The sequence below is a fragment of the Micromonospora arborensis genome, assembly GCF_003205615.1.
Lineage (GTDB): Bacteria > Actinomycetota > Actinomycetes > Mycobacteriales > Micromonosporaceae > Micromonospora > Micromonospora arborensis.
Genome location: NZ_PYBV01000021.1, coordinates 209,374 through 234,579, shown reverse-complemented (window position 1 = coordinate 234,579; position 25,206 = coordinate 209,374). Strand labels below are relative to the sequence as shown.

General features: G+C 70.7%; 21 protein-coding genes and 2 tRNA genes. 7 read left to right on the top strand and 16 right to left on the bottom strand.

Features of this window, described 5'->3' with window-relative positions; translation table 11 throughout:
- Window positions 1–52 precede the first annotated feature (52 nt).
- Together C7C45_RS18340 and C7C45_RS18335 are read left to right on the top strand one after the other, a co-directional pair.
- On the top strand, window positions 53–601 hold the full coding sequence (locus C7C45_RS18340; protein WP_110564868.1) for a SigE family RNA polymerase sigma factor: 549 nt from the start codon (window positions 53–55) through the stop codon (window positions 599–601).
- Complete coding sequence (locus C7C45_RS18335) at window positions 598–1,785, top strand: hypothetical protein (protein ID WP_110564867.1); 1,188 nt, start codon at window positions 598–600, stop codon at window positions 1,783–1,785. Before C7C45_RS18340 ends, C7C45_RS18335 begins: the two co-directional genes overlap by 4 nt.
- Window positions 1,786–1,836: 51 nt before the next feature.
- Here the strand turns inward: C7C45_RS18335 and C7C45_RS18330 are convergent, their stop codons facing one another.
- The 6 genes from C7C45_RS18330 to C7C45_RS18305 form a co-directional block, all read right to left on the bottom strand.
- Entirely contained in the window at window positions 1,837–2,739 is a 903-nt protein-coding gene (locus tag C7C45_RS18330) for a sulfurtransferase (RefSeq protein ID WP_110564866.1), read from the bottom strand.
- Between the two features lie 73 nt (window positions 2,740–2,812).
- Window positions 2,813–3,259 carry a hypothetical protein gene (locus C7C45_RS18325; RefSeq protein WP_110564865.1) on the bottom strand — a complete coding sequence of 149 codons (447 nt, stop codon included), beginning with the start codon at window positions 3,257–3,259 and terminating at the stop codon, window positions 2,813–2,815.
- 1 nt (window position 3,260) lies between these two features.
- Window positions 3,261–4,028, bottom strand: coding sequence for an SGNH/GDSL hydrolase family protein (locus C7C45_RS18320; protein WP_110564864.1), 768 nt, complete (start codon window positions 4,026–4,028; stop codon window positions 3,261–3,263).
- Between the two features lie 242 nt (window positions 4,029–4,270).
- Window positions 4,271–5,410, bottom strand: a complete 1,140-nt coding sequence (locus C7C45_RS18315) for a TolB family protein (RefSeq protein ID WP_110564863.1) — start codon at window positions 5,408–5,410, stop codon at window positions 4,271–4,273.
- Window positions 5,411–5,640: 230 nt separating this feature from the next.
- Entirely contained in the window at window positions 5,641–6,828 is a 1,188-nt protein-coding gene (locus tag C7C45_RS18310; protein ID WP_110564862.1) for a TolB family protein, read from the bottom strand.
- Window positions 6,825–7,355, bottom strand: coding sequence for a SigE family RNA polymerase sigma factor (locus C7C45_RS18305; RefSeq protein WP_110564861.1), 531 nt, complete (start codon window positions 7,353–7,355; stop codon window positions 6,825–6,827). The genes C7C45_RS18310 and C7C45_RS18305 overlap by 4 nt, the downstream gene beginning before the upstream one ends.
- Window positions 7,356–7,534: 179 nt before the next feature.
- On the opposite strand from C7C45_RS18305, the gene C7C45_RS18300 reads away from it, so the two are divergent.
- The 4 genes from C7C45_RS18300 to C7C45_RS18285 are packed head-to-tail and all read left to right on the top strand — an operon-like array spanning window position 7,535 to window position 10,911.
- Complete coding sequence (locus tag C7C45_RS18300; RefSeq protein ID WP_110564860.1) at window positions 7,535–9,304, top strand: proline--tRNA ligase; 1,770 nt, start codon at window positions 7,535–7,537, stop codon at window positions 9,302–9,304.
- Window positions 9,305–9,361: 57 nt separating this feature from the next.
- Complete coding sequence (locus tag C7C45_RS18295) at window positions 9,362–9,787, top strand: CBS domain-containing protein (RefSeq protein WP_110564859.1); 426 nt, start codon at window positions 9,362–9,364, stop codon at window positions 9,785–9,787.
- Between the two features lie 33 nt (window positions 9,788–9,820).
- Window positions 9,821–10,249, top strand: coding sequence for a SufE family protein (locus tag C7C45_RS18290; RefSeq protein ID WP_110564858.1), 429 nt, complete (start codon window positions 9,821–9,823; stop codon window positions 10,247–10,249).
- 20 nt (window positions 10,250–10,269) lie between these two features.
- Complete coding sequence (locus C7C45_RS18285) at window positions 10,270–10,911, top strand: DsbA family oxidoreductase (RefSeq protein ID WP_110564857.1); 642 nt, start codon at window positions 10,270–10,272, stop codon at window positions 10,909–10,911.
- 73 nt (window positions 10,912–10,984) lie between these two features.
- On the opposite strand, the gene C7C45_RS18280 is transcribed toward C7C45_RS18285, so the two are convergent.
- The 4 genes from C7C45_RS18280 to C7C45_RS18265 all read right to left on the bottom strand — a co-directional run bounded on the left by C7C45_RS18280 (window position 10,985) and on the right by C7C45_RS18265 (window position 13,564).
- A complete protein-coding gene (locus C7C45_RS18280) occupies window positions 10,985–11,533 on the bottom strand; it encodes a YbaK/EbsC family protein (protein WP_110564856.1) in 549 nt (182 codons plus the stop codon).
- 95 nt (window positions 11,534–11,628) lie between these two features.
- Window positions 11,629–11,823 carry a hypothetical protein gene (locus C7C45_RS18275; RefSeq protein ID WP_110564855.1) on the bottom strand — a complete coding sequence of 65 codons (195 nt, stop codon included), beginning with the start codon at window positions 11,821–11,823 and terminating at the stop codon, window positions 11,629–11,631.
- 78 nt (window positions 11,824–11,901) lie between these two features.
- On the bottom strand, window positions 11,902–13,293 hold the full coding sequence (locus tag C7C45_RS18270) for an MFS transporter (protein ID WP_110564854.1): 1,392 nt from the start codon (window positions 13,291–13,293) through the stop codon (window positions 11,902–11,904).
- 58 nt (window positions 13,294–13,351) lie between these two features.
- Window positions 13,352–13,564 carry a hypothetical protein gene (locus C7C45_RS18265; RefSeq protein ID WP_425271145.1) on the bottom strand — a complete coding sequence of 71 codons (213 nt, stop codon included), beginning with the start codon at window positions 13,562–13,564 and terminating at the stop codon, window positions 13,352–13,354.
- 266 nt (window positions 13,565–13,830) lie between these two features.
- Here C7C45_RS18265 and C7C45_RS18260 point away from each other — a divergent pair, with 266 nt between their 5' ends.
- On the top strand, window positions 13,831–18,315 hold the full coding sequence (locus C7C45_RS18260; protein WP_110564852.1) for a cation-translocating P-type ATPase: 4,485 nt from the start codon (window positions 13,831–13,833) through the stop codon (window positions 18,313–18,315).
- A 380-nt stretch (window positions 18,316–18,695) separates the two neighbouring features.
- Here the strand turns inward: C7C45_RS18260 and C7C45_RS18250 are convergent.
- The 6 genes from C7C45_RS18250 to gyrB form a co-directional block, all read right to left on the bottom strand.
- Window positions 18,696–18,771, bottom strand: a tRNA-Ala gene (locus tag C7C45_RS18250).
- 43 nt (window positions 18,772–18,814) lie between these two features.
- The gene (locus C7C45_RS35080; protein ID WP_209444550.1) at window positions 18,815–18,943 is read right to left on the bottom strand and encodes a DLW-39 family protein; all 129 of its coding nucleotides are present in this window, start codon (window positions 18,941–18,943) and stop codon (window positions 18,815–18,817) included.
- A gap of 42 nt (window positions 18,944–18,985) precedes the next feature.
- Window positions 18,986–19,059, bottom strand: a tRNA-Ile gene (locus tag C7C45_RS18245).
- 150 nt (window positions 19,060–19,209) lie between these two features.
- A complete protein-coding gene (locus C7C45_RS18240; protein WP_110564850.1) occupies window positions 19,210–20,121 on the bottom strand; it encodes a DUF3566 domain-containing protein in 912 nt (303 codons plus the stop codon).
- A gap of 4 nt (window positions 20,122–20,125) precedes the next feature.
- Entirely contained in the window at window positions 20,126–22,648 is a 2,523-nt protein-coding gene (gene gyrA / locus C7C45_RS18235; protein WP_110564849.1) for a DNA gyrase subunit A, read from the bottom strand.
- A gap of 130 nt (window positions 22,649–22,778) precedes the next feature.
- Window positions 22,779–24,725: a DNA topoisomerase (ATP-hydrolyzing) subunit B gene (gene gyrB / locus C7C45_RS18230; protein ID WP_110564848.1), complete on the bottom strand. Its 1,947-nt coding sequence runs from the start codon at window positions 24,723–24,725 to the stop codon at window positions 22,779–22,781.
- Window positions 24,726–25,206: the final 481 nt, after the last annotated feature.

Here is a 25,206-nt window from a genome sequence, read left to right as displayed (position 1 = left end):
TCCCCGTGCGTCTGGCAGGTGACGCGCACCGCGACGGCCGGGAGGGGGCCGGATGGCACCGACGGGGAACGACGGCCGCGACGGCTACCTCGCCTTCGTGGAGAACCACCAACACCGGCTGCTCCGCGCGGCCTACCTGATCTGTGGCAATCGGCACCAGGCCGAAGATCTTCTCCAGGACGCCCTGCTCAAGCTGGCGCTGCGCTGGGCCTCGGTCCGGGACGGCGACCCCTCCGCGTACGTGCGGGCCATCCTCTACCGGGACGCGGTGTCGTGGTGGCGTCGCCGCCGGCGGGAATGGCTCAGCGCAACACCGCCGGAGCAGGTGGCCCACGACCGGGACGGCGCGTTGCGGCTGACCCTGCACGACGCGCTGGGCCTGCTGCCGCCCCGGCAGCGGGCTGTCCTGGTGCTGCGCTACTACGAGGACCTGACCGAGGTCGCCACCGCCGAGGCGCTCGGGGTGACCGTCGGCACCGTGAAGAGCCAGTGTCATGCCGCGCTGCGCCGGCTCCGCGAGGTCGCCCCGGATCTCGCCCGCGATGCCCGAACGGGCTCAGGCTCGGGCGATCTGACCACCGGCGTGGAGGTGAAGCCGTGAACGAGCAGGACCTTCGCCAACTGCTGACTGTCAGCGTCGAGGACGTGCTGCCCAGCCAGCCGGCCACGGCCAGCTGGGAGCGGGCTCGACGGACCCGGCGTACCCGACGGGCCGTCGGCGCGGTCGCCCTGGCCGTGGCACTGATCGGCGGTGGCACGGTGGCGGTTCTGCGACCGCCCGCCACCTCACCCCCGGACCACCCGGTGGCACCGACCCCGACCGCCGAACCCACCCACGCCGATCCCGTGCAGCGGCCCCCCGCCGAGCTGACCTTCCCACCCGATCCGCTGGCCCGACTCAGCGGCCCGGCGACCGTGCGGCTCTCCGAGCGGCCGGTCGAGCGGGCGCTCGCGCTGTACCAGCCGTTGGACGAGGAGTCCCACGCCAACGGGCCGGTTCGGGTGCTCGGCAACGACGGTGTGGTGCGCAGTCTCGATCTGGTGACGCTCGCGCCCACGAGGGACGCGGGCGGCAACGAGGCAGCCGCGGTGAAGCCGGGAGTGCTGTCGCCGGACGGCCGCTGGGCGGCCTTCGCGCAGACCAACGAGCTCGTCATGGTCGACCTCGTCAAACCGGGCGTACGCCGGATCCCGCTCGACGGCTACCTGGAGCTGGTGGTCTGGTCGGGCAACCGGGTACTGGTCGGCGGCGACAACCGGACGTACGCGGTGGAGCGGGACTCCGACGCGGCGAGCACCATCGACGTCTCGGCCTGGGACGTGGTCGCACCCGACCCGGCGGCCGGCCGCGAGGCACCCCTGATCGAGATGGTCGGCGAGCGGGGCGGCCTGAAGTTGCGCAGTCGAACCGCCCTGGATGGCACGGTTCGCTCCGAACAGCCGGTCACCAGCTCGGCGCTGCCCTCGCCCTACCAGATCAACGAGTTCTACGGCCGTGGCTGGCTGCACGGCGGGCGGGTGGCCAGCGCGGCGTGGATCACCAGCGGGGAACTCGACGGTGCCGAGGGGGTCGCCGTACTGGACTCCCGCACCGGCGCGGTGGCGCACGTGCTGGACCTGGGCCGGGACCGGAGCAAAGGCTGCTGCCCCGTGCTGGGCTGGGACAACATGGGTGCCGTGCTGCTCCGGCTGGACCCGGACGGCGTGGCGCGATGGAACCCGGAGACCGGCGAGATCACCGGGGTGGTCCGCAACCTGCGCGGCGTGGTCGCGCTCGCCAGCTGAGCACCGTTCCCGCGCGGCCGTCATGGTCGCGCGGGAACGGTCGGGGCCCGGTCAGGCGGCGAGGCCGCCGGGCTGGTCGCCCTTGACGACGGGCGCCCGGACCAGGTTGCCCCACTCGGTCCACGAGCCGTCGTAGTTGCGCACCTGCGGGTAGCCCAGCAGGTGCCGCAGCACGAACCAGGTGTGGCTGGACCGCTCGCCGATCCGGCAGTACGCGATCACGTCGTCGTCCGGGCTGAGCCCGAGCTGGTCGGCGTAGATCGCCTTCAGCTCGTCGGCGGACTTGAACGTGCCGTCCTCATTTGCGGCGGACTTCCACGGCTTGCTGACCGCGCCCGGAATGTGCCCACCGCGCAGCGCACCCTCCTGCGGGTAGTCCGGCATGTGCAGCGTCTCACCGGTGTACTCACTCGGCGACCGGACGTCGACAAGTGGCCGGCCGGATGCGACGTGCGCCATGACCTGCTCACGGAAGGCCCGCAGCGGCGCGTCGTCACGCAGTGGCACCGGATAGTCGGCGCGCGGGCGAGCCGGCTTTTCGCGGGTCACCTCGCGCCCCTCGGCGATCCACTTCTGCCGGCCGCCGTCGAGCAGCCGCACGTCGGCGTGGCCGAAGAGCGAGAACACCCAGAGGGCGTACGCGGCCCACCAGTTGAAGTTGTCGCCGTAGAAGACGACGGTGTCGCCCCGGCCGATGCCCTTCGCCGCACACAACTCGGCGAAGCTCGCGGCATCCAGGTAGTCCCGGGTCACCTGGTCGTTCAGCTCCAGGTGCCAGTCGACCTTGACAGCACCGGGGATGTGACCGGATTCGTAGAGCAGCACGTCCTCGTCGGACTCGACGACGACGAGGCCCTCGTCGCCCAGGTGCTCGGCCAGCCACTCGGTGGTGACCAGTCGCTGCGGGTCCGCGTACGACTGAAGGCGGGGATCAGGATCGTTCGGCACAGACATGATCCCCAAACTACGCCGCAACCCGGTCCGATGACCGGCCATCGGGGTGCGACGGAGCGCACGCGAGATGCGCTCAGGCGCGGCGGTGGGCGATCCGGCCGGCGACCACGGTCACCAGACAGGCGCCGTCGACACCATGGACGGCAAGGTCAGCCCGCCCACCCACGAGCACCGTCGGCGGCACGGCCGTGGGCAGCACCAGCAGGTCACCCCTGTCGACGGCAGCCCGAAGCGCCGGATCGGCCAGGTGCTCCACCAGCACCGCCGTCACGCCGTTGCGCAGCAGGGCGTGCACCCGCTCGCGCGGGGTGGGCGCTGCCGGCAGCGGCCCGTCGTGCAGCAGACCCGGGCCCAACGTGCCGGGCCAACGGCGGACCCGAGCGCCCGCGTACGCCTCAGCCAACTCGGCCAGCGGGCCGACAGCCTGGACCCGGTCGCCGCCGACGAGCACGGCGTGCTCCGGCACCGGCTCGCCGCCCAGGGAGTGCCGCAGCAGCGGCGCGGTGTGCAGAGTGAGCACGTCAGTCGACGATCGGCCCGAGCAGTGGGCGCTTCGCCGTCACCGTGTCACCAGACGAGCGACCGGTCAGCCGCCGCTTCACCCAGGGTGCGAGGTGCTGACCGGCCCAGCGCAGGTCGGCGGCACGGGCGGCCAACCATGGCGAGGGTGCCGGATGCGGCGGCACCATCAGCCACTCCTCGTCGCACCCGACCCCGAGGGCGTTCAACACCTGGCCCGCAACCCGCCGGTGACCGGCCGGGGACAGGTGCAAGCGGTCGGTGCTCCAGAGCATCGGGTTGAGGAACGTGTCGTCGGCGTACAGGTCCACCATGATCGCGCCGTGGCGCTCCGCGGTCTCGCCGACCGCCTGGTTGAGCAACTGCACCCGAGGGGCGACGAGGCGCTGGCCGGGCAGTCGGGCCATCACGTCGGCGAACCGGAAGAGCAGCACGTCCGCGCCGCCGGAACGCAGTTGCCGGACCACCTCGTCGAAGCGGGCAACCAGCGTGTCCGGGTCGAAGGTGCGGCGCAGCACGTCGTTGCCGCCGGCCGCGAAGCTGATCAGGTCGGGCTTCATCGCCACCGCCGCCGGCACCTGCTCGGCGACCACTGCGGGGAAGAGCCGGCCCCGGATGGCCAGGTTCGCGTACCGGAAGTCGGGGCCCGTCTCGACGGCGAGCCGGGTCGCCACCAGGTCCGCCCAGCCTCGGTAGGTGCCGTCCGGGTACGCGTCATCCATGCCCTCGGTGAAACTGTCCCCGACCGCGACAAAACTGCGCCAGCCCACCCGCGTTCCCCTTACGCCGTTCGTTGCCTGCGGCGACCAGTCTGTCACCGGAGGCACGGCGGTAAGTGCCCCGAGCGGGCGACGTGGCGGACGTCATGGACAGGCGCGCGACACCTCCGTCGGCCACGCCCCGAAGCGGATGACCCGACCGGCGATCGGTTGGCGGCCGGGCCGACAGAAGGACCGGCCACCCCCGTGAGCGGCCGGTCCCTCTTCGTACCGATGGAAGTCCACCGGTTGGCTCAACCCAGCAGGCCGCCCCATGGCTGGCCGGCGGGCACCGCCGTGCTGGCCAGCACCCGGCCGTCGGCCGCGTACCGGACCAGGCGGTAAGCCGGTGCGTCGTCGGCCGGCGTCGCGGTGTTGACCTGGACCACCAGGCCGCCGTCGGCCAGAGCGACCGCCTCGATGGCTTGGCCGTGGCCGGTCGGCTCGTTCCAGGCACGATCGAGCGGCGTCAGTTCGGTGGCCTTCCCACTGGCGGCGTCCACCCGGTAGGTGCGGAACCGCCAGCCGCATCCGCATTCACCGGCGTTGGGCACGTGGGTGCTGATCACCAGGGACCGACCGTCGCGGGAGGTGCCGGCCACCCCGTCGATGACGAGGCCGGAGGGGATGCGCGGACTGATCGTGCGCGGGCCACCCCGCTCGTCGCGGACGTGCACCGCTCGATCGGTGAACTGGGCGATCCACCCACCGGACACCGTCGGGCAGCTCGCCTGCCGGGTGGCGACCACCTTCCGGCCGGTGCCGTCGGCATTGATGGCGACGATGGTCCAGTCCTTCTCCCGGCCCAGGCCGAACAGCACCCGGTCGGAATCGAGCCAGCTCGGGGCGCAGGTCTGCTGGCCCTGTGTCGGAATGGTGCGCTGCTTCGTGCCGTCGAAGTCGCTGATCACCAGCCGCTTTGCGGACGCCTCGACCCACGCGGCCCGCCGGCCGTCCGGCGCGACGGCGATCTGCCCGGCAGCCGTACCGTTGCCCGGACGGCCCGCACGCACCAGCTGCCAACTTCCGTCCGAGGTACGCCGCGAGACCCGGGCCGGAGCGTTCTTCGCCGCGCCGTACTCCTGGGCGGTGTACCAGGTCAGCTGAGGCCACTGGGACGAGCCGACGGCCGGGCCGACCGGCGAGGATGCCGGGGCCGCAGTGACCGGGGCCGCACCCGACCCGGAACCGCCCCCGCCGCCAACCGAGGTGTCACTGGTCGCTGGAACCGCGTTGCCGTTCTCGGCGGGAGCGGACGCGCGGTCCGGGCCGGATGGGCCGCAGGCCGTGACGCCAACCGCCATGAACAGCAGGGCGGCCGTACCGACGAGGACGCGGGAACGACAGGCCGGGGCGGCGAGACGGGCGGGCTGGGTCAACGGGCCGAGGTTCATCGTGTTACTCCTTGATGGAGTTCGGTACCGAGCGGGACACCACCCATGACGACCCCCTGGTCGTGGTGGGTTGCCGCCGCCGCGCGCCGCTATCCGACAGTCGGATCCGACCACCCCGGCAACCAATTCCGCAGATCACCAACGGTGATCAACGCGCTGCGGCGATCGGAGCGGAACCGCGGAAGGGGCGGATCACCCGGAGGTGACCCGCCCCTTCGCCTTGCTTGTCGTCAGGCCCCGACGGCCAGGATCTGCATGTCCTTCAGAGCTGCCGGCTCGGCGGTCTCGGAGATCTTCTGGCCGTCCTCACCCACCAACAGCACGGCGTACCCGTTGCCGGCCTGGACGCGGACGACCATCGACCCGTCGGTCTGGAAGTAGACCTGCCGCAGCTCGCGTCCGCCGAGTGGCAGCCTGATCTCCTGACCGGTCTTTGTGTTCAGCACAACGTTGACCCGCAGGTCGCGAGCGACATCGCCGGCGTCCCCACCCGACTTTTTGCGCAGCAGGGCGATCCGGGAGCCGTCCGGGGAGAGGCTGGCGACGTCGTTGCTGCGCCAACCGTCCAGGGAGAAGCCGGGGACGACTCGCCTCGTCGTGCCGTCCGTGCCGTAGAGCGTGACCCCGAGGTCGGTGTTCATGGCGATGGTCTGGCCGTCGGCCGACCAGAGGGCGTGGCAGGCGTCAGGTTCAGTGGTCCACCAACGCACAGTCCTCGCCGTCGAGCGCACGTCCAGCACGCCATACCGGCCGGGTCCACCCGCGTCGTTCGCCTTCGTCTCGCGGAACAGCAGTTGCCGCCCGTCCGGCGACCAGACCGCGGTGACGCAGTACGGATCGACATCCGAGCGCACCTTTTGCTTGTCGGAACCGTCGGCGTTGGCGACGAAGAGGTTGTTGCTGGTGCCGTCGCTGTCCACCCAGGCCACCCGGCGACCGTCCGGCGAGACGCTCACATTGCCCTTCAACGCGAGGGCGGGCAGGGCCAGCAGTCGTACCGGGTTGTCGCCGGGGCGCCAGGATCGCAGGTTCGCGTTCTCCGCGCCGGTCACCTCCGCGGGCCCGTAGAAGAGCTTGCCGATTTCCGCCGTCGGCGTGTTCTGGCCGGACCCGCCACTGGGGGAGTTGGGTGCGACGCTGGTGCTGGTGGACGGCGTCGGGCTGGGCGACTGCGTCGGCGTGGGCGTCACGATGACCGACGGGGTGTCCGCCGGGAGTGGAGGCGGGGACTGGTTGGGGCGGATGGCGAAGGCAGTGCCGGTCACCGCTGCGATCAGCACCAACGCGGCGGCCGACGTGGCCACCGCACGCTGGACACCGAGCCGGCGGGACGTACGCAGGGTCCGGTCCCGGAGGTCGACCACGGTGACCTCCTCGGCCAGGTCGGTCAGGTCGAGCCGAAGGCGCTGGTCGTTCATCGGGTGCTCCCTTCCAGGACGTACAGCTCGGCGAGTTCGGGCGCGACGGCGCGTAGCTTGGCCAGCGACTTGGCCGTCTGGCTCTTGACGGTGCCGACGGTGACGCCGAGCAGCTCGGCAGCCTCGGCCTCGGTGCGGTCCTCGAAGAACCTCAGCACCAGGACGGCCCGTTGCTTCGGGGAGAGCTTCGCCAGCGCCGCCCGGAGGGTGAGGCGCAGGCTCGTCTGTTGCGCGTGGTCCGGGCCCGAGTCGCCTCCGCGTGGCTCGGGCAGGTCGCCCGGCATCGACTCGGGTACCCGGCGCCGCCGCCACCAGGACACCTGCAGGTGGTACATGGTCTTGCGGGTGTACGCCTCGGCGTTACCGCTGTGGTGCAGTCGGCCCCACGAACGGTGGGTCCGGGCCAGGGCCGACTGGACGAGATCCTCGGCCAGGTGCTGGTCACCGGTGAGCAGGTAGGCCGAGCGCAGCAACGCTGGCGTGCGGGTACGGACGAACGAGTCGAACTCACTCAGCGATGGGTCCACACGAGCCGATCCTTTGGGTAGCGGTGCATGAAGGGCTTGATGACTTCCCAGACGTCACCTCAGGCAGCAGTGGTTGCCGCCCAGACCGGAGATTTTCGGCGGCCCGCAGAGACCGGCCGCAACGGACATTGGAACGAAATGGTTCGCTCGTCCGATCGGCGCAGCCCTACGCTGCACCCATGCTGCTGCGCATGTCGACCCTGTTGCTGCGAACTCTGCGCGAGGACCCGGCCGACGCGGAGGTGCCGAGCCACCGGCTCCTCCTGCGCGCCGGTTACATCCGTCGCGCCGCACCGGGCGGCTACACCTGGCTGCCGTTGGGCAAGCTGGTGCTGGACCGGATCACCGAGGTGGTGCGGGGCGAGCTGTTCGCGATCGGTGACCAGGAGGTGCACTTCCCGGCGCTGCTGCCGGCGGACCCCTACCGGACGAGCGGCCGGTGGACGGAGTACGGCGACGACATCTTCACCCTCGCCGACCGGCGTGGTGCCGAGCACCTGTTGGCGCCCACCCACGAGGAGATGGCGGCGCTGCTGGTCAAGGACCTGTTCACCTCGTACCGGGACTTCCCGGTGACGCTTTTCCAGGTGCAGACGAAGTTCCGCGACGAGGCGCGTCCCCGCGCGGGGCTGCTGCGGGGCCGCGAGTTCCTGATGAAGGACGCGTACTCGTTCGACCTGGACGAGGCGGGGCTGCGGGACGCGTACGCACGGCATCGAGCGGCGTACCGGCGGATCTTCGACCGGTTGGGCCTGGACTACACGGTGGTGCAGGCGATGTCCGGCGCGATGGGCGGCTCCGCGTCGGAGGAGTTCCTGGCGGCGACACCGGTCGGCGAGGACACCTTCGTCGGCTGTACCGCCTGCGACTACGCGGCCAACACCGAGGCGGTGCTCACCCGGGCGCCGGTCGCTGGTGACCCGGCCGCGCAGCCGGCCGCCGAGGTGCACGACACGCCGGAGACTCCGACGATCGCCAGCCTGGTGGAGCTGGCCAACGCCCGCCGGTTGGGCGGTCGGGACGGCTGGACCGCCGCCGACACCCTGAAGAACGTCGTGCTGTCCGTCCGGCAGCCGGGCGCGGATCGGGCCGAGCCGCTGGTGATCGGGCTTCCGGGTGACCGGGAGGTCGACCTGAAACGGGTCGGTGCCGCCCTGCACCCGGCCCAGGTGGACGTCTTCGAGGAGTGGGCCGACCATCCCGAGCTGGTACGCGGGTACATCGGGCCGCAGCTACTCGACAAGCTGGGCATCCGTTACCTGGTCGATCCGCGGGTGGTGGCCGGGTCGGCCTGGTTGACCGGGGCGAACGAGCCGGGCCGGCACGCGACCGACGTGGTGTGCGGACGGGACTTCACGCCGGACGGCACCATCGAGGCGGCCGACGTACGCGCCGGCGACCCCTGCCCCGACTGCGACGCGGGCGAGCTGACGATCCGGCGGGGCATCGAGATCGGGCACATCTTCCAGCTCGGCCGCCGGTTCACCGACGCGTTCGCGGTCGACGTGCTCGGGCCGGCCGGGAAGCCGGTCCGGCCGACCATGGGCTGCTATGGCATCGGGGTGTCCCGGGCGGTGGCGGCGGTCGCCGAGCAGCACCACGACGACCGGGGGCTGAGCTGGCCGGCGGCGATCGCGCCCTGCGACGTACACCTGGTGGTTGCGGGCAAGGGCCCGCAGCTCGACGCGGCCCTGGAGTTCGGCGGGCGCCTCGCCGCCGCCGGCCTGCGGGTGCTGGTCGACGACCGCACGCACGTCTCGGCCGGGGTCAAGTTCACCGACGCCGAGCTGATCGGCATTCCCCGGGCCGTCGTGGTCGGCCGCCGACTCGCCGACGGGTACGTGGAACTGCGTGATCGGGCCGGCGACACGCGCACCGAGCTGCCGCTGGACGGTCTGGTGGAGCGACTTGTCCAGGAGGTGCGCCAGGAACGTGGAAACCTGGTGTAGTTGCCACGTCACGGGGTAGTGCAGTCGGATCGACTGGAAACGTTCGTGGAGGCTCTCATGACCGGTTACCGGGTCAGTGACGTGATGACCAAGCAAGTCGTGTACCTGCCGGCGGAGACCAGCCTGGACGAGGCGGCCAGGGTGATGAAGGAGGCCGACATCGGTGACGTGGTGGTCACCGACGGCGCCAGCCTCGCCGGCATGCTGACCGACCGGGACATCGTGGTGCGGGCCGTGGCGGAGAACAGCTCCCCTGCGGCCACCACCATCGGCTCGATCGTCACCCGTGAGGTGGTCATGATCGAGCAGCACTGCACGGCGGGTGAGGCGGCGGCGCTCATGCGGGACCGGGGCATCCGGCGGGTGCTGGTCTGTGACAGCGATCGCAAGCTGGTCGGGATCGTCTCGCTGGGCGACCTGGCCATGCAACTCGACCCCACCAGCGCCCTCAGCGAGATCAGCGAGCAGTCGCCCACCGTTTGAGAAGCCCCGGCCTGGCGGCGGTAGCCTCGACGCATGGCTGACATGCCGGCCCGACTGGCCGAGATCGTCGACGAGTTCGCCGCCGCGCCGCGCGACCTGGTGTTGGAGATGCTCCTGGAGTACGCGGACGTCATCCCGGTGCTGCCAGCGGGCACCGTCGAACACGAGGGCATGGAACAGGTGCCAGAGTGTCAGACGTCGTTCTTTCTGCGCGCCAAGGTGACCCCGGAAGGCACCGTGGCGACGATCTTCGACTGCCCACCGGAGGCGCCGACGACCCGGGCGTTCGCCGGGATCCTCGCCGAAGGGCTGGCGTCGGCGAGCCCGGAGGAGGTGCTGGCCGTTCCGGACGACCTCTACCAGCGGATGGGTCTGGCGCAGGCGATCAGCCCGCTGCGGATACGCGGCGGCACGGCGATCCTGGGCCGGCTGAAGCGTCAGATCCGGGAACAACTCGGCTGATCGCGAGGTTGCCACCGGTCATGGAGATCGAGATCTACGCGGACGTCATCTGCCCGTGGTGCTACATCGGTAAGCGTCGCCTGGATGCGGCCCTCGCCAGCTATGCGGGCGAGGTGACGGTCCGCTACCGGCCGTTCCAGCTCGACCCGTCGCCGGTGCCCGAGCCCCTCCCACTGGTGGAGGCGCTGGCCGCCAAGTTCGGTGGCCCGGAACGCGCCCGGCAGATGGTCGACCACGTGACGCAGGTCGCGGCGAGTGACGGGCTGCAGTTGGACTACGGCCGCGCGGTGATCGCCAACACCTTCGACGCGCACCGACTGGTCTCCTACGCCACCGACCACGGCAAGGCGGCCGAACTGGTGGAGGCGCTCTACCAGGCGCACTTCACCCAGGGTGTCGACGTCGGCTCCCGGGAAGCTCTGGCGACCATTGCCGGCGGGATCGGCCTGGACGTGGCCGACGCGCGCCGATTCCTCGATTCCGACGAGCGCTCCGCCGACGTCGCCGCTCAGTTGGCCACCGCACGGGACCTCGGCATCACCAGCGTGCCGACCTTCATCCTGGCCGGAAAGTACGCGGTTTCCGGCGCGCAGGAGACGCAGACACTGCTTGCCGCGCTCACCGAGGTCGAGCAGCGCGAAGCGGCAGGGCACTCACACTGAGTAACTGATCAAACGGCACCGGCATCGACGCCCGCAATGTTTCACGTGCAACGGTATCGATGCCGGTCGCTGGTCATGCCGGCCTGGCCAGGCCTTCCACCACCTGCGCGCCAGGCAACGCGCCCAACGCCGGCCCCGGCAGCGCGATCTTGCTGTGCCGCACACCGGACCCGATGATCACGTGCGGTGTGGCGACGACCCGCGCGTCCACCAGGATCGGCCACTGCGCCGGCAGCCCGATCGGGGTGATGCCGCCGTACTCCATGCCGGTCAACTCGACCGCGTCGTCCATCGGGGCGAAGCTCGCCTTGCGCACGTCCAGCGCCCGCCGGGCCACCCCGTTCACGTCGGCCCGGGTGGTGGCCAGGACGATGCAGGCCGCGTAGCGGACGACACCCTCACGCTTGCCGGCCACCACGACACAGTTGGCCGACACGTCCAGCCCCACCTCGTACGCCGCGCAGAACGCCGCCGTGTCGGCGAGCTCGGCGTCGATCGGCGCGACCAGCACATCGTTGACGTCCACCGGCGCATCGGCGGGCCACTGCGCGATGGCTTCCGCCACCGGCGGGGCGAGCAGGTCGAGGCGAGCGCGGGCCGGTTCGGTCTTCAGCGTTCCCATCACGGGTGCGATCCTCGCATCCGCCACGCCGAACCGCCCGGCGGCTCCCGGAACGCCCCCGGACGCCACCGGCCCGGGCCGGACCGATCCGGTGCTCAACTGCCGGCGAGGAAGGCGTTGTCGCGCATGAAGGAGCGGTCCCGGGCGGCCGCCAACTCCTCTTCGCGCTGGGCCTTGGCGCGTTGCAACTCCAGGTCCTCCAACGCGTGGCGGACACCCAGCCGGATCACGCCGTAGAGGAAGACGAAACCGAAGACGTAGAGGATCACCGTGGTGACGACAGCGAACATGGCATCACGGTAAGACGAACGTGAACCGTTGTTGCTCTCATTTCTGCCCGGTTCCCTCGTACGTGTCGAATCCCCGGATCACCCGCCCGATCGCACCACGCCGCCCACCACGACGCGGCCAGCCAGCAGCGCCCCGAGCAGCGCCAGGCACGCGGCCACCACCAGAGTCGCCGCGTAGCTGGCCGGGCCGGGCCCGCTCCCCGCTGCCAGCACGGCACCGGTCAGCGCGAGCACGGTCGCCGCGAAGAGGGAGTCCGCCAGTTGCAACGAAGAGCTGTTGCGGCCCTGCTCACCAGGTGCGGACAACTCCAGGGTGAGCACCGACAACGACGGATACAGCAGCCCCATGCCGAGGCCCGCGAACGCCCAACCGACCACGGCGACGGTCACCGGCAACTCGGGCCGGATGGCCAGCGCCACCGTGGCGGTGCCCACCGTGATGCAGCCCAGCCCGGCGCGCGGCAGGCTGGCCCGGGAGGCCGGCACCGGGATCCGGCCCTGCACCCAGGAACCCACCGACCAGGCCAGCGCCCCGACCGTGAGGACCAGCCCGGCAGCGGTCGGTGCGAGGCTCCGCTCCCGGGAGAGCATCAACGGGATGACCACCTCGGCGCCGACGAACGCCGCCGACGCCAGGCCCCGCAATCCGACCACGGTGGGGAGCCCTCGGGCCGCCCGCAGAAACCCGTCCGGCAGCAGGCGCGGGGCACAGACCAGCAGGCCGACCATGGCGAACGCGACAAGCACCAGGGCGGTGCCACCACGCTGCTGTCCCCCGATGTGCAGCAGTGCGGCGCTCGCCGCGGCCCCACACGCCCAACCGATCCGGCCTGCCGCGCCGGCTGCCAGCCGGGTCGCCGCGCTCCGCCCCAGCGACCGCAGGCCGGGATGGATCAGCAGCACCGCCGGCACGGCCACCGCCGGTACCGCGAGGAAAACCCACCGCCAGCCCAGGTGCTCCACGATCAGTCCGGCCACCGCCGGCCCGACCAGCGACGGTACGACCCACGCCGCCGCGAACGCCGCGAAGATCCGCCGGTGCAACTCCTGTGGGTACGCCTGCCCGACGATCACGTAGAGCGCCACCGAGAGCAGCCCGGAGCCGAACCCCTGCACCACCCGCCCGACGACCAACGCACCCATCGCGTGGGCGGTCCCGGCGATCAACAACCCGATCACGAACCAGGCGACCCCGTGCCACATCGGTCCCCGCGGCCCTCGGGCGTCGCACCAGATACCCGAGATCACCATGGCCAGCACGCCCGTTGCGAACGGGCCACCGAACGCGATCCCGTACAGCGCCAGCCCGTCCAGGTTGCGGGCGACGGTCGGCATCGCCGTGCCGACCGCCAACGCCTCGAACGCGAGCAACGAGATCAAGGCGACGCTGCCCACCGTCATCGCTCGCAAGCGGGGGGCGAACAGTCCCGTTGGGGCCGGTACGGCGGTGGCGACGACTGTGCTCGGCATGGGCCGAGCATCCGACCTCAACCCGGATTCATGTCAACCGCTGGTGACCCGGCTCTCGTCACGCGTCCTGCAACGCATCCCCGACCCCGCGCACCAGTCCGGAAAAATGTTGGTCTGCCAGCAGGTGGCCGGCGGTGATCACGAGGGCGATCGGCCACTCGATGACCTGGAGTGCGGCGAGCACCCCGAGCCCGGCGTAGTAGGCGACCTTGTCCGGTGGCGGCACCGCCACCTCGCCCAGCATCGGTATCTCCACCCGCCGGTTGTACATCTGGACGTTCTCGTGTGAACCGTTGAGGTGTCGCGTCAGCGTGCTCAATCCGGCCTCCCCATGTCCAGTGATGGTCGTCGGATTCCACGGCCCACCCCGTCTATGCGCCGGTGACGGGCGGAAAGTTCCGTCGCTGAAGGGGCATAACGGACGGCAGGTCGGGAAGCCAGGCCGCCGGACGTGAGCGGTGGGAGGGACGAGATGGCCAAGGTCAGAATCAGCAGCAACCGGGAGCCGGGCCAACGTCCGTCCAGCCGTACGCCTCGATGACGGCGGCGGGTCGCGCAGCCGGCCGCATCCTGCCGTCCTTCGGCGTGCCGCACCTGATCGGCGAGGCGTCCCGAACCGTCGGGTCGGCCGCGACCCGGCTGGCTCGGACGGCCGGGCTCTCGCGGCGCCGGGTCTGGTCCCGACCGGGCCGGCATCACATCGAGGTACACGGCGTCTGCCAGGACGGCGGTAACCGGCTGGCCCGTCAGGTGGAGAGCGCGCTGGAGCGAACGCCCGGGGTGGCCTGGGCCCGGGTAAACGCCCCTTCCGGCCGGGTGGTGGTTGCCGTCCAGACCCCCGAGCCGCCGCTGCGCGACCTGATTGCCACGATCAGCCGTATCGAGCGGACCTGCGATCACGAGCCCGACCCGGAGATCCCACCGCCGCACCCACCGGAGGAGGGTCCGCGCACCCCACGCACCCTCGGCGCGCTCGCCTCGGACGCGCTGGGCCTGACCATCTCGGCGGCCACTCGGATCCTGCCGTTCGCGCCCCTCCCCGGCGAGGTCGCCGGTGTGCTCTCCGCGGTGGACCTGCAACCGAAGCTGCACCAGTTCATCGGCAAACGACTGCGCTCCGACCCTCGCGCCGACCTCCTCTTTCCGCTGGCCGAGGCGGTGGTGCAGGGCTTGACCGGCCGCTGGACGGGGATCGTCCTGGACGGCGCCCAACGGATCGTGCAGTGGGGTGAGGATCGGGCTCAGCTCTCCGCGTGGGAGCAGGCCGAGCCACGGCTGACCGGCGACGCCGAACGAGCCACCGCCCGCTGGCCGGTGATCGAACGTCCGCGGCCGAAGCCGGACGGCCCGGTCGAGCGGTACATCAATCGGATGCTCGCCGCGGGCACGGCGGCCGGCGCGGCGGCGATGCCGTTCGCCGGGCCGAAACGGGCCACCGCGCTGGGCCTGTCCGCGTTGCCCAAGGCTCCCGGCAGCGGACGCGAGGGGTACGCCGCCCAGCTCGGCCGGATGCTGGCCCGGCGCGGAGTGATCGCGATGGACCGCAGTGTGCTGCGTGAGCTGGACCGGATCGACACGCTCGTGCTGGACGCCGCCGTACTCGGGTCGGACCGGGGCGTGTTGGCCGATCTGGCGCCGGCGTCCGGAGCTGACGTCGACCAGGTGGCGGAGCGTGCCTTCGCGCTGTTCGACCCGGACGATCCGACCGCCTCCCGCAAGGCGGACGGCTGGCAGCTCGGACCGCTGGATCAGTTCCCCCCGAGTGCCCCGGACGCAGTCCCGGACGGCGACCGGCTGCGGTCCGCTGGCGGCCAGCTACTCGGCCTGGCCCACGGCGACCGACTCGCCGCACTGCTGCGGGTCGAGCCGGAACCCGCGCCGGGCGTCGATGGCCTACCGGCCGCCGCCCGACACGCCGGCCTGCGGCTCGTCGTGGCCGGCGGTGACGAGCAGCGGTACGGCTTCGCCGACGCGATGCTGCCCGGCGGAGACCGGTTGGCCGAGTCGGTACGCGCGTTGCAGCGCGACGGCGCTGTGGTGATGCTCGTTTCCGCGGACCGGAAGGCGTTGGGCGCGTCCGACTGCGGTCTCGGGTTCGCCGCGCCGGAGGAGCTGCCGCCGTGGGGGGCACATCTGCTGGTCGGTGCCGACCTGCGGGTGGTGGCTTTGGTGATCGAGGCGACCGGCGCTGCCCGGCGAACAGCTCAGCAGAACATCCGGCTGGCCATGGCGGGTACCGGTCTCGGGGCGCTGGGCGCGTTGACCGCCCCACCGACCCAGTTGCCCCACCGGTCGCTCGTCGCGGTCAACGGAGCGGCCGGGTTGGCCTTCGCGAACGGGGTGTGGCAGGCCCGCCGGCTGCACGACCAGTCGGACACCCCGGTGCCGGTGGCGACCGCCTGGCACCTGATGCCCGTCAGCACCGTGCTCGACCACCTGCGCACCACGCCGGACGGTCTGGCCAGCGCGGAGGCGCAGCGCCGGCAGCACAGCTCCGGAGGGAACGGCGATGCCGGATCCGGACGTGGTGGTCTCCTGCGTGCCTTCGTGGACGAGTTGTCCAACCCGCTGACCCCGGTGCTGGCCGCCGGGGCGGTGCTCTCCGCGTCGTTCGGTTCACTTGTCGACGCCGCGCTGGTGGGCAGCGTGGTTGGTGGGTCCGCCCTGATCGGGGCGGTGCACGAGCGCAACACGGAACGGTCCCTCGCGGAGCTGTTGTCCCGTTCGGCGGTGACCGCACGGGTCCGCCGGGACAGCACCGAGCAGGTTCTCGCCGCCGAGGACCTGGTCCTCGGGGACGTGATCGCCCTTGAGTCGGGTGACTCGGTGCCCGCCGACTGCCGTGTGCTCGAGTCGGTGGGCCTGGAGGCGGACGAGTCGTCGCTGACCGGTGAGTCGCTGCCGGTTGCCAAGTCCAACCGACCGGTGGTGGCCGCCGCCATCGCCGACCGACACTCGATGTTGTACGAGGGCACCACCGTCGCCGCCGGGCACGGCACCGCCGTGGTGGTGGCGACCGGCAACGACACCGAGGCGGGACGCAGCTTGGCGCTGGTTCGGCAGGCTCCGCCGACCAGTGGGGTGGAGGCCCGGCTCGGCTCGTTGACCAGCGCGGCCATCCCGTTGGCTGCCGGTTCTGCGGTGGCGGTGGCCGGCGCGGGTCTGCTTCGGGGCGTACCCCTTGCCGAAACGGCGGCGACCGCCGCGAACCTCGCCGTGGCGTCGGTGCCGGAGGGGCTGCCGTTTCTGGTCAGCGCGGCGCAGCTGGCCGCGGCCCGGCGGTTGGCCGAGCACGGCGCGTTGGTCCGCAACCCGCGCACCATCGAGGCGCTGGGTCGGGTGGATGTGCTCTGCTTCGACAAGACCGGCACCCTCACCGAGGGCAAGTTGCTGCTCGCCGGGGTCGGCGACAGTGTGGGCGGCCGGTACGCCCCGGTGGACCGGCTGGATGACCGCCTCCAGTTGACGCTGGCCGCTGCCCTGCGCGCCACCCCCGCCGCGGCCGACCCGGAGGAGTTGGCATTGCAGACCGACCGGGCGGTCCGGCGGGGTGCCGGAGTGGCCGGGGTGGTGGAGCAGACCGGTGCCGCCGGTTGGCGGGCTGCGGGCGGGCTGCCGTTCGAGCCGTCCCGCGGCTATCACGCGAGCATCGGAGAGACCGACGGTCACCTGCTGTTGAGTGTCAAGGGTGCTCCAGAGACCGTGCTGCCGCGCTGTTCGGCCCGGCGTACCGATGGCAGTCAGGAGCCGCTGGACGACGCCGGCCGCGCGGAGCTGGAGCGGATGCTCGCCGATCGGGCCGGCGCGGGTAACCGGATCCTGGCGGTCGCCGAGTGCCAGGTGGATAACCCGAAGGTGACCGACTCCGACGTGCGTGGGCTGACCTTCGTTGGTTTCCTGGCCCTCGCCGACGGGGTCCGGGAGAGCGCCGCCCCGGCGGTACGCCGAATCCGGCAGGCCGGTGTGCACACCATCATGATCACCGGTGATCATCCGGCCACGGCCGAGGCGATCGCCGCCACCATCAGCGAGCACGACGAACAGCGAGTGGTCACCGCCGCTGAACTCGACCAACTGGACGACGACGCGCTCGCCGAGCGGTTGGCCAACACCGACGTGGTGGCCCGCTGCACCCCGGCCCACAAGGTGCGGATCATCCAGGCGTTGCAGAAGTGCGGGCGGACCGTGGCGATGACCGGCGACGGTGCCAACGACGCCCCGGCGATCCGGCTGGCCGATGTCGGCATCGCCCTCGGCCAACGGGGCACCCCGGCCGCGCGCGCCGCAGCCGACCTGGTGGTCACCGACGACCGGCTGGAAACCATCATCGCGACCCTGATCGAAGGGCGGGCGATGTGGTCGTCGGTGCGGCACGCGCTCAGCATCCTGGTCGGTGGCAACCTCGGCGAGATCGCGTTCAGTGTGCTCACCGCCGCGGCGACCGGCCGCTCCGCGCTCACCGGGCGGCAACTGCTGCTGGTGAACCTGCTCACCGACCTGGCGCCGGCGCTGGCCATCGCGGTCCGGCCGCCCGCGTCGGACCGCACCGACGCGCTACTCCGAGAGGGCCCGGACACGGCGCTCGGCGAGAGCCTCACCAGGGAGATCGGGCTACGGGCGGCAGCCACCACGCTGGGCGCGACCGCCGGCTGGACGTTGGCCCGGTACACCGGACGCCGTCAGCGGGCCGGAACGGTCGCCCTGGTCTCCCTGGTCGGCACCCAACTCGGGCAGACCATCCTGGCCGGCGGCACCAGCCCGGCCGTGCTGGCATCCACGGCGGCGTCGCTGGGCGTACTCGTCGTGGTGGTGCAGACGCCCGGGGTGAGCCAGTTCTTCGGCTGCACCCCGCTCGGGCCGGTCGGCTGGACCATCGGCGCCGGGTCGGCGCTCGGCGCCACCTTCGCCAACGGCGCGCTCACCAGGCTGATGGAACATCTCCCCGAAGCTCGACCCAACGCCGCTGGGCGAGGTGCCGGGCAGACGGCCGACTCTGCACGGCCATCGGCGGACAGCGACTGAGTGAGCAGGTCCGAGGGTTGACGGACAGCGCTGGCGCGGAGGAGCGCCCGGCGCTGGTGTGGTGCTGACCGGGCCGGGCGGTGTCGCGCCGACCGGGCCGGCGGCGGACTTACCAGAGAGCGATATACCTCTGAGTCATATTCATACCTGTGCGTCATAACGCTCAGACGAAGGTTGGCCGCCCGGTGCCTCCGCTTTCGGGCTACTGGTCGCAGGAAAGGCATCCCGCGTCGGACCCAACTCCGCCCAACACAGGCCGCCCCGAAACTCCACCCCGGGGATGTCGTCAACGAACCCATGGCGCAGGTGGCCGCCAGCGCAGCGGCTCCTCACCGGGCTGCGCGAGAAACTCGCGGACCGAGATCAACCAAGGAAAGTGCTGGTGGAGCCCAGGGGACTCGAACCCCTAACCCCTGCCTTGCAAAGGCAGTGCTCTGCCAGTTGAGCTAGGGCCCCGCAGATGGCCGTGGCGTCGATCGCTCGTCGCCACGGCCGGGCGTCAGCGCAGGTCGGGCGCGGTGGTCGCCTCGTGCCACAGGGCGCGCTCGTCGTTCGAGGCCTTGATCTTGTTGAACACGACGGCGGCCACGCCGACGACGCCAGCCAGAATCAACAGCTTCTTGAACATGGGGCAACCCCTCAAGCTTGACTACCGTCGGACGACATGCGGTGGGGCTAGATGGAATCGAACCATCGACCTCAGAGTTATCAGCTCTGCGCTCTAACCGACTGAGCTATAGCCCCGCGTGCGACGAGCAAGATTAACCCATCCGCTCGGCTGGCCCCAAATCGGGGTCCGCGCCTGCGGGCCGGGCCCGTCGCCGCCTGCAAAACCTACCCGAGTACGGGACGCCGGAGCGACCGCTTTCCGCGGTGCCCCGGCGTCCCGGTCACTCAGTCCCGCTCGGCGAGGGTCAGCTCAATCCCGCCGACCAGGTCGGCGCAGACGTTGTAGACGAACGCTCCCAGCGTGGCCAGCGCGGTGAACAGCACCACGTTGACCAGGCCGATCAGCGCCGAGCTAAGGATCACGCCCTTGGCGGTGATCTGGAAGCCGCTGGTGCCCTGACCGCCGCCGGCGTTGACCAGGTCGCTCAGGCTGTCGTTGACGCTCTGGAACACGCCCATCGCGTCCAGCGCCAGGTAGAGCACCGAAGTGGCGACCACCACGACGATGAAGAGCACCACCGAGACGGCGAACGCGAACTTCATCACCGACCACGGGTCGATCCGCTTCAGGTTCAGTCGCGCCCGGCGCGGTCCGCGGGACGCGGCCGAGCTGACCGAGGTACGCGCCGCGCGTACCGCGTCACCGACCCGGGCGGCCCCGACGGCGGACGGGTTGCCGATGCCCGGCGGCAGGCCACCGCCGCTGGCCGGGCGGCCGGCAGCGGAGGTACGTGCCGTGTCCGGCTGCGGTTGGGTCATGCCGGGTGTGATCCGTGGCTGGGTGCCGGTTGTCCCAGTCGACGCCGCCTGGCCGGGCCGGACGTTGATCGGCTGGGTGGTCACCGGACGGGCCGAGGGTGCCGCCGCCGGACCCGCAGGCGTGGCGACAGCGGATGTCGGCGCCTCGGCGGCGGACGCCTCGGTCTTGTCGCCCGTGCCAGCATCATCGCCGGAAGGCTCCGGCGGGGGTGTCATGCCCGGGGCTCTCGTGAATTTCGGGGCAGGCGCGTCAGCGGGGACCGTCGCCCGGCCCACGGCCGCGCGGCCGGTCGATGGTGTGCCGCCCTTGGCGGCCTCCTCGTCGACCGGGTTGGCCGAGGTCCCCGTGTTCCCCGACTTCGCCTGTGTCTCCGTCATTCAACTAGTCCTGTTCGTCAGGCTCGTCGGCATTGCGAGCAATCGCCACGATAGTCACGCCGTCCGGGAGGTCCATCAGCTTGACCCCCATTGTGTTCCGGTCACGCGTACGGCGTACAGGCTTCACCGGAGTCCGGATGACACCACCGTTGCTGGTGATCGCGAAGAGCTCATCGTCCGGATCGATCACCACCGCGCCGACCAGACCACCGCGCCGCTCGGTGATCTTCGCAGTCAACACGCCCTTACCTCCCCGGCCCTGCACCGGGTATTCCTCGATCGGGGTCCGCTTCGCGTATCCCCCGTTCGTGGCCACCAGAACGTCCAGGCCCTCCCGCACGACCTCCATGGCGAGCAGGACGTCGTCGTCCGTGAAGCGCATGCCGATCACGCCCGAGGTTGCCCGCCCCATCGGCCGCAGCGCCTCGTCCGAGGCGTTGAACCGGATCGCCTGTGCCTTCTTGGAGACCAGCAGCAGGTCATTTTCCGGCGCAACCAGCGCAGCACCGACCAGCTCGTCCTCATCGCGCAGGTTGATCGCGATGATTCCGCCGGAACGGTTGGAGTCGAACTCCTCGAGCCGCGTCTTCTTCACCAGGCCGTTCTTCGTGGCCAGTACCAGATAGGGGGCTACCTGGTAGTTCGGGATTTCGATGATCTGCGCGATCTGCTCGTCGGGTTGGAAGGCGAGCAGGTTGGCCACGTGTTGGCCCTTGGCTACCCTACTGGCCTCCGGCAACTCGTACGCCTTGGCCCGGTAGACCCGGCCCTTGTTCGTCAGGAACAGGATCCAGTCGTGGGTCGAGCAGACGAAGAAGTGGCTGACGATGTCGTCCTGCCGCAGCGTGGCGCCACTGACGCCCTTACCGCCGCGCCGCTGCGAGCGGTAGAGATCGACCTTGGTCCGCTTGGCGTACCCGGTCCGGGTGATCGTGACGACCACATCCTCGCGGGCGATGAGGTCCTCCATCGAGACCTCGCCGTCGAACGGAATGATCTGCGTACGCCGATCGTCGCCCCACTTGGCGACGATCTCGCCGAGCTCCTCCGAGACGATCTTCCGCTGCCGCTCCGGCTTGGCCAGGATGTCCTTGAGATCGGCGATCTCGAGCTCAAGCTTGGCCAGGTCGTCCACGATCCGCTGCCGCTCCAACGCGGCGAGGCGGCGCAGCTGCATGTCCAGGATCGCGGTCGCCTGGATCTCGTCGATCTCCAGCAGCCGGATCAGGCCCTGCCGGGCGTCGTCCACGGTCGGCGACCGCCGGATCAGTGCGATCACCTCGTCCAGCGCGTCCAGCGCCTTACCCAGACCGCGCAGGATGTGCGCCCGCTCCTCAGCCTTGCGCAGTCGGAAAGCGGTCCGCCGACGGATCACGTCGATCTGGTGCTCGACGTAGTAGCGGATGAACTGCGCCAGGTTGAGCGTGCGCGGCACCCCGTCGACCAGGGCCAGCATGTTGGCGCCGAAGGTCTCCTGGAGCTGGGTGTGCTTGTAGAGGTTGTTCAGCACGACCTTCGCGACCGCGTCGCGCTTGAGCACCAGCACGATCCGCATGCCGGTACGGCCGGAGGACTCGTCGCGGATGTCGGCGATCCCGGCGAGCTTGCCCTCCTTGATCAGCTCGGCGATCCGCTCGGCGAGGTTGTCCGGGTTGACCTGGTAGGGCAGCTCGCTGACGACCAGGCAGGGCCGACCCCGCTTGTCCTCCTCGACCTCCACCACGGCGCGCATCCGGATCGAGCCGCGACCGGTGCGGTACGCGTCCTGGATCGCGGTGGTGCCGACGATCAGGCCGTGGGTCGGGAAGTCCGGGCCCTTGACGATGCCGAGCAGGGCTTCGAGGGTGGTCTCCTCGTCCTCCTCCGGGTGCTCCAGGCACCACTGCACCGCCGCGCCGATCTCCCGCAGGTTGTGCGGAGGGATCTTGGTGGCCATGCCGACCGCGATGCCCTCGGAGCCGTTCACCAGGAGGTTGGGAATCCGCGACGGCAGGATGGTGGGCTCCTTGGCCCGGCCGTCGTAGTTGTCCTGCAGGTCGACGGTGTCCTCGTCGATGTCCCGCAGCATCTCCATGGCGAGGGGGTCGAGCTTGCACTCGGTGTATCGCATCGCGGCGGCCGGGTCGTTACCCGGGGAGCCGAAGTTGCCGTTGCCGTCGACCAGCGGATAACGCAGCGACCAGGGCTGCGCCATCCGGACCAGCGCGTCGTAGATCGCCGAGTCGCCGTGCGGGTGGAACTGACCCATCACGTCGCCGACGACGCGGGAGCACTTCACGTAGCCGCGGTCCGGGCGGTAGCCGGAGTCGAACATGGCGTAGAGGATCTTGCGGTGGACCGGCTTGAGCCCGTCCCGCACGTCCGGCAGCGCACGCCCGACGATGACGCTCATCGCGTAGTCGAGGTAGGAGCGCTGCATCTCCACCTCGAGCCCGACCGGTTCGATCCGGTCGTGTGCGACCACGGCGGCGATGGCCTCGGCGGGGACCTCGGGCTCGTTCGGTGTGGACTCGGGAGAATCGGTCACTGTATACCCTTATCAGACTCAGAGTCGTTTTCGTGCTGTGGATAACCGCTGTGGATACCGGCCAAGCTGTGGATAACTCTGTGGACCGGTGGAGCGGCCGGGCACTGCCCGGCCGCTCCACCACGGTCTGTCAGATGTCCAGGAACCGGACGTCCTTGGCGTTGCGCTGGATGAACGACCGACGCGCCTCGACGTCCTCACCCATCAGCACACTGAACAACTCGTCGGCGGTCGCCGCGTCGTCGAGAGTGACCTGACGCAGGGTACGCGTCGCCGGGTTCATCGTGGTTTCCCACAGCTCGGGATAGTTCATCTCGCCGAGGCCCTTGAAGCGCTGGATGTCGTCCGGCTTCGCGTTCGGCTTCTTCTGCTGACGCAGCGCGATCAGCCCGTCCCGCTCGCGGTCGGAGTAGGCGTACTGCGCGTCGTCGCCCTTCTTGTTCCACTTGATCTTGTAAAGAGGCGGGGCGGCCAGGTAGACGTTGCCCATCTCGACAAGCGGACGCATGAAGCGGAACAGCAGGGTGAGCAGCAGCGTCTGGATGTGCTGGCCGTCGACGTCCGCGTCGGCCATCAGCACCACCTTGTGGTAGCGCAGCTTCTCCATGTCGAAATCGTCGTGGATGCCGGTGCCCAGCGCGGTGATCAGCGCCTGGACCTCGTTGTTCTTCAGTACCCGGTCGATCCGGGCCTTCTCCACGTTGAGGATCTTGCCGCGGATCGGCAGGATCGCCTGGGTCCGCGGGTCGCGACCCTGCTTGGCCGAGCCGCCGGCCGAGTCGCCCTCGACGATGAACACCTCGGACTCGCGCGGGTCGGTGGACTGGCAGTCGGCCAGCTTGCCCGGCATCGAGCCGGACTCCAGCAGCGACTTGCGCCGGGCCAACTTGCGCGCCTGCTGCGCGGCGATCCGGGCCCGCGCCGCCTGCGACGCCTTCGTGATGATCATCTTGGCCTCGGCCGGGTTGCGGTCGAACCAGTCGACCAGCCGGTCGTTGCAGACCCGCTGCACGAAGCTCTTCACCGGGGTGTTGCCGAGCTTGGTCTTGGTCTGGCCCTCGAACTGCGGGTTGGCCAGCTTGACCGAGATGATCGCCGCGAGCCCTTCGCGGATGTCCTCGCCGGAGAGCTTCTCGTCGCCCTTGAGCAGCTTCTTGTCGGTGCCGTACCGGTTGACCACGCTGGTCAGCGCGGACCGGAAGCCTTCCTCGTGCGTGCCGCCCTCGTGGGTGTTGATCGTGTTGGCGAAGGTGTAGACCGACTCGCCGTACGACTCGTTCCACTGCATGGCGATCTCGAGCGACATGCCCTCCTCCTCGGCCTCGAACTCGACCACGGTCTTGTGGATCGGGCTCTTCGAGGCGTTGAGGTGACGGACGAAGTCGGCGATGCCGCCCTCGTAGAAGAAGGTGACCTCGCGCTGCCGGCCGTCCTCCTCCTCGGAGACCCGCTCGTCGAGGAGGTGGATGCGCAGGGCCCGGTTGAGGAAGGCCATCTCCTGCAGACGCCGGTAGATGGTCTGGAAGTCGAAGTCGACGGTCTCGAAGACCTCGGCGTCGGGCCAGAAGGAGACCGCCGAGCCGGTGCGGTCGGTGGTCTCGCCCTTGTCCAGCGGACCGGGCTTGGAGTTGTCGTACTGCTGCCGCCAGACGAAGCCGGACTTGTGGATCTCCACGGCCATCCGGGTGGAGAGCGCGTTCACCACGGAGACGCCGACGCCGTGCAGACCACCGGAGACCGCGTACGCCTTGCCGTCGAACTTGCCACCCGCGTGCAGCACGGTCAGTGCGACCTCGACACCCGGCTTCTTGAGCTTCGGGTGGAGGTCGACCGGGAAACCACGGCCGTTGTCGGTGACCCGGACGCCACCGTCGGCGAGCAGCACCACGTCGATCGTGTCGCAGTATCCGGCCAGCGCCTCGTCGACCGCGTTGTCGACGACCTCCCAGACGAGGTGGTGCAGACCACGCTCGCCGGTGGACCCGATGTACATACCGGGCCGCTTGCGGACCGCCTCCAGCCCCTCGAGAACGGTGATCGACTCTGCGCCGTACTCCTGCTTGTCCTGCGCTGCCACCCTCGGCCACTTTCTCGCGTCAGCCGCGCCGGTAGGGCGCGGCGGGCGCGGGTTCGGCGGACAGGACGCGACGTCGGCGCGTGGACCGGTGCCGGAGACCTCCGGACAACGGGTCGAACGCGCCGGTCGCCGCGGTTGCCCGCGGATCGCGATCGGCTCGACCCGACGTGGAGAATGAACCTGGGGCCACCGGCCCCGTCCCTCTCCCGCACCGGGTCTTCGTCTCGCTGTCAATCCTACTGTGCGCGGAGGACAGAACCACCACTCGGCACCCTCAGAGAGGCGGCTGAGAAGTCCGTAGCCGGCAGAACCCCGTTGCCCGCGACTCCCCCCACACGCCAGGGTCCGATCGCACGCGCCGTCCCCGAACGGGTTGACCCGCGGCCGGGCGGGTCGGGGGTCGCGGCCGGAGCGTCCGTGCCGTACGTTTGCGGCGCCCCGGGAACCCGCCTTGATCTTTACCCACCGGAACCGGGACGAT

What these genes read in the sequence shown, in the direction of transcription:
- C7C45_RS18290 (WP_110564858.1), top strand. Translation starts at nt 9,821, where the DNA reads ATGGCTGACATGCCGGCCCGACTGGCCGAGATCGTCGACGAGTTCGCC.
- C7C45_RS18310 (WP_110564862.1), bottom strand. Translation starts at nt 6,828, where the DNA reads ATGAACGACCAGCGCCTTCGGCTCGACCTGACCGACCTGGCCGAGGAG.
- C7C45_RS18330 (WP_110564866.1), bottom strand. Translation starts at nt 2,739, where the DNA reads ATGTCTGTGCCGAACGATCCTGATCCCCGCCTTCAGTCGTACGCGGAC.
- C7C45_RS18315 (WP_110564863.1), bottom strand. Translation starts at nt 5,410, where the DNA reads ATGAACCTCGGCCCGTTGACCCAGCCCGCCCGTCTCGCCGCCCCGGCC.
- C7C45_RS18265 (WP_425271145.1), bottom strand. Translation starts at nt 13,564, where the DNA reads ATGTACAACCGGCGGGTGGAGATACCGATGCTGGGCGAGGTGGCGGTG.
- C7C45_RS35080 (WP_209444550.1), bottom strand. Translation starts at nt 18,943, where the DNA reads ATGTTCAAGAAGCTGTTGATTCTGGCTGGCGTCGTCGGCGTGGCCGCC.
- C7C45_RS18240 (WP_110564850.1), bottom strand. Translation starts at nt 20,121, where the DNA reads ATGACGGAGACACAGGCGAAGTCGGGGAACACGGGGACCTCGGCCAAC.
- C7C45_RS18280 (WP_110564856.1), bottom strand. Translation starts at nt 11,533, where the DNA reads ATGGGAACGCTGAAGACCGAACCGGCCCGCGCTCGCCTCGACCTGCTC.
- C7C45_RS18275 (WP_110564855.1), bottom strand. Translation starts at nt 11,823, where the DNA reads ATGTTCGCTGTCGTCACCACGGTGATCCTCTACGTCTTCGGTTTCGTC.
- C7C45_RS18270 (WP_110564854.1), bottom strand. Translation starts at nt 13,293, where the DNA reads ATGCCGAGCACAGTCGTCGCCACCGCCGTACCGGCCCCAACGGGACTG.
- C7C45_RS18260 (WP_110564852.1), top strand. Translation starts at nt 13,831, where the DNA reads ATGACGGCGGCGGGTCGCGCAGCCGGCCGCATCCTGCCGTCCTTCGGC.
- C7C45_RS18285 (WP_110564857.1), top strand. Translation starts at nt 10,270, where the DNA reads ATGGAGATCGAGATCTACGCGGACGTCATCTGCCCGTGGTGCTACATC.
- C7C45_RS18340 (WP_110564868.1), top strand. Translation starts at nt 53, where the DNA reads ATGGCACCGACGGGGAACGACGGCCGCGACGGCTACCTCGCCTTCGTG.
- C7C45_RS18300 (WP_110564860.1), top strand. Translation starts at nt 7,535, where the DNA reads ATGCTGCTGCGCATGTCGACCCTGTTGCTGCGAACTCTGCGCGAGGAC.
- C7C45_RS18295 (WP_110564859.1), top strand. Translation starts at nt 9,362, where the DNA reads ATGACCGGTTACCGGGTCAGTGACGTGATGACCAAGCAAGTCGTGTAC.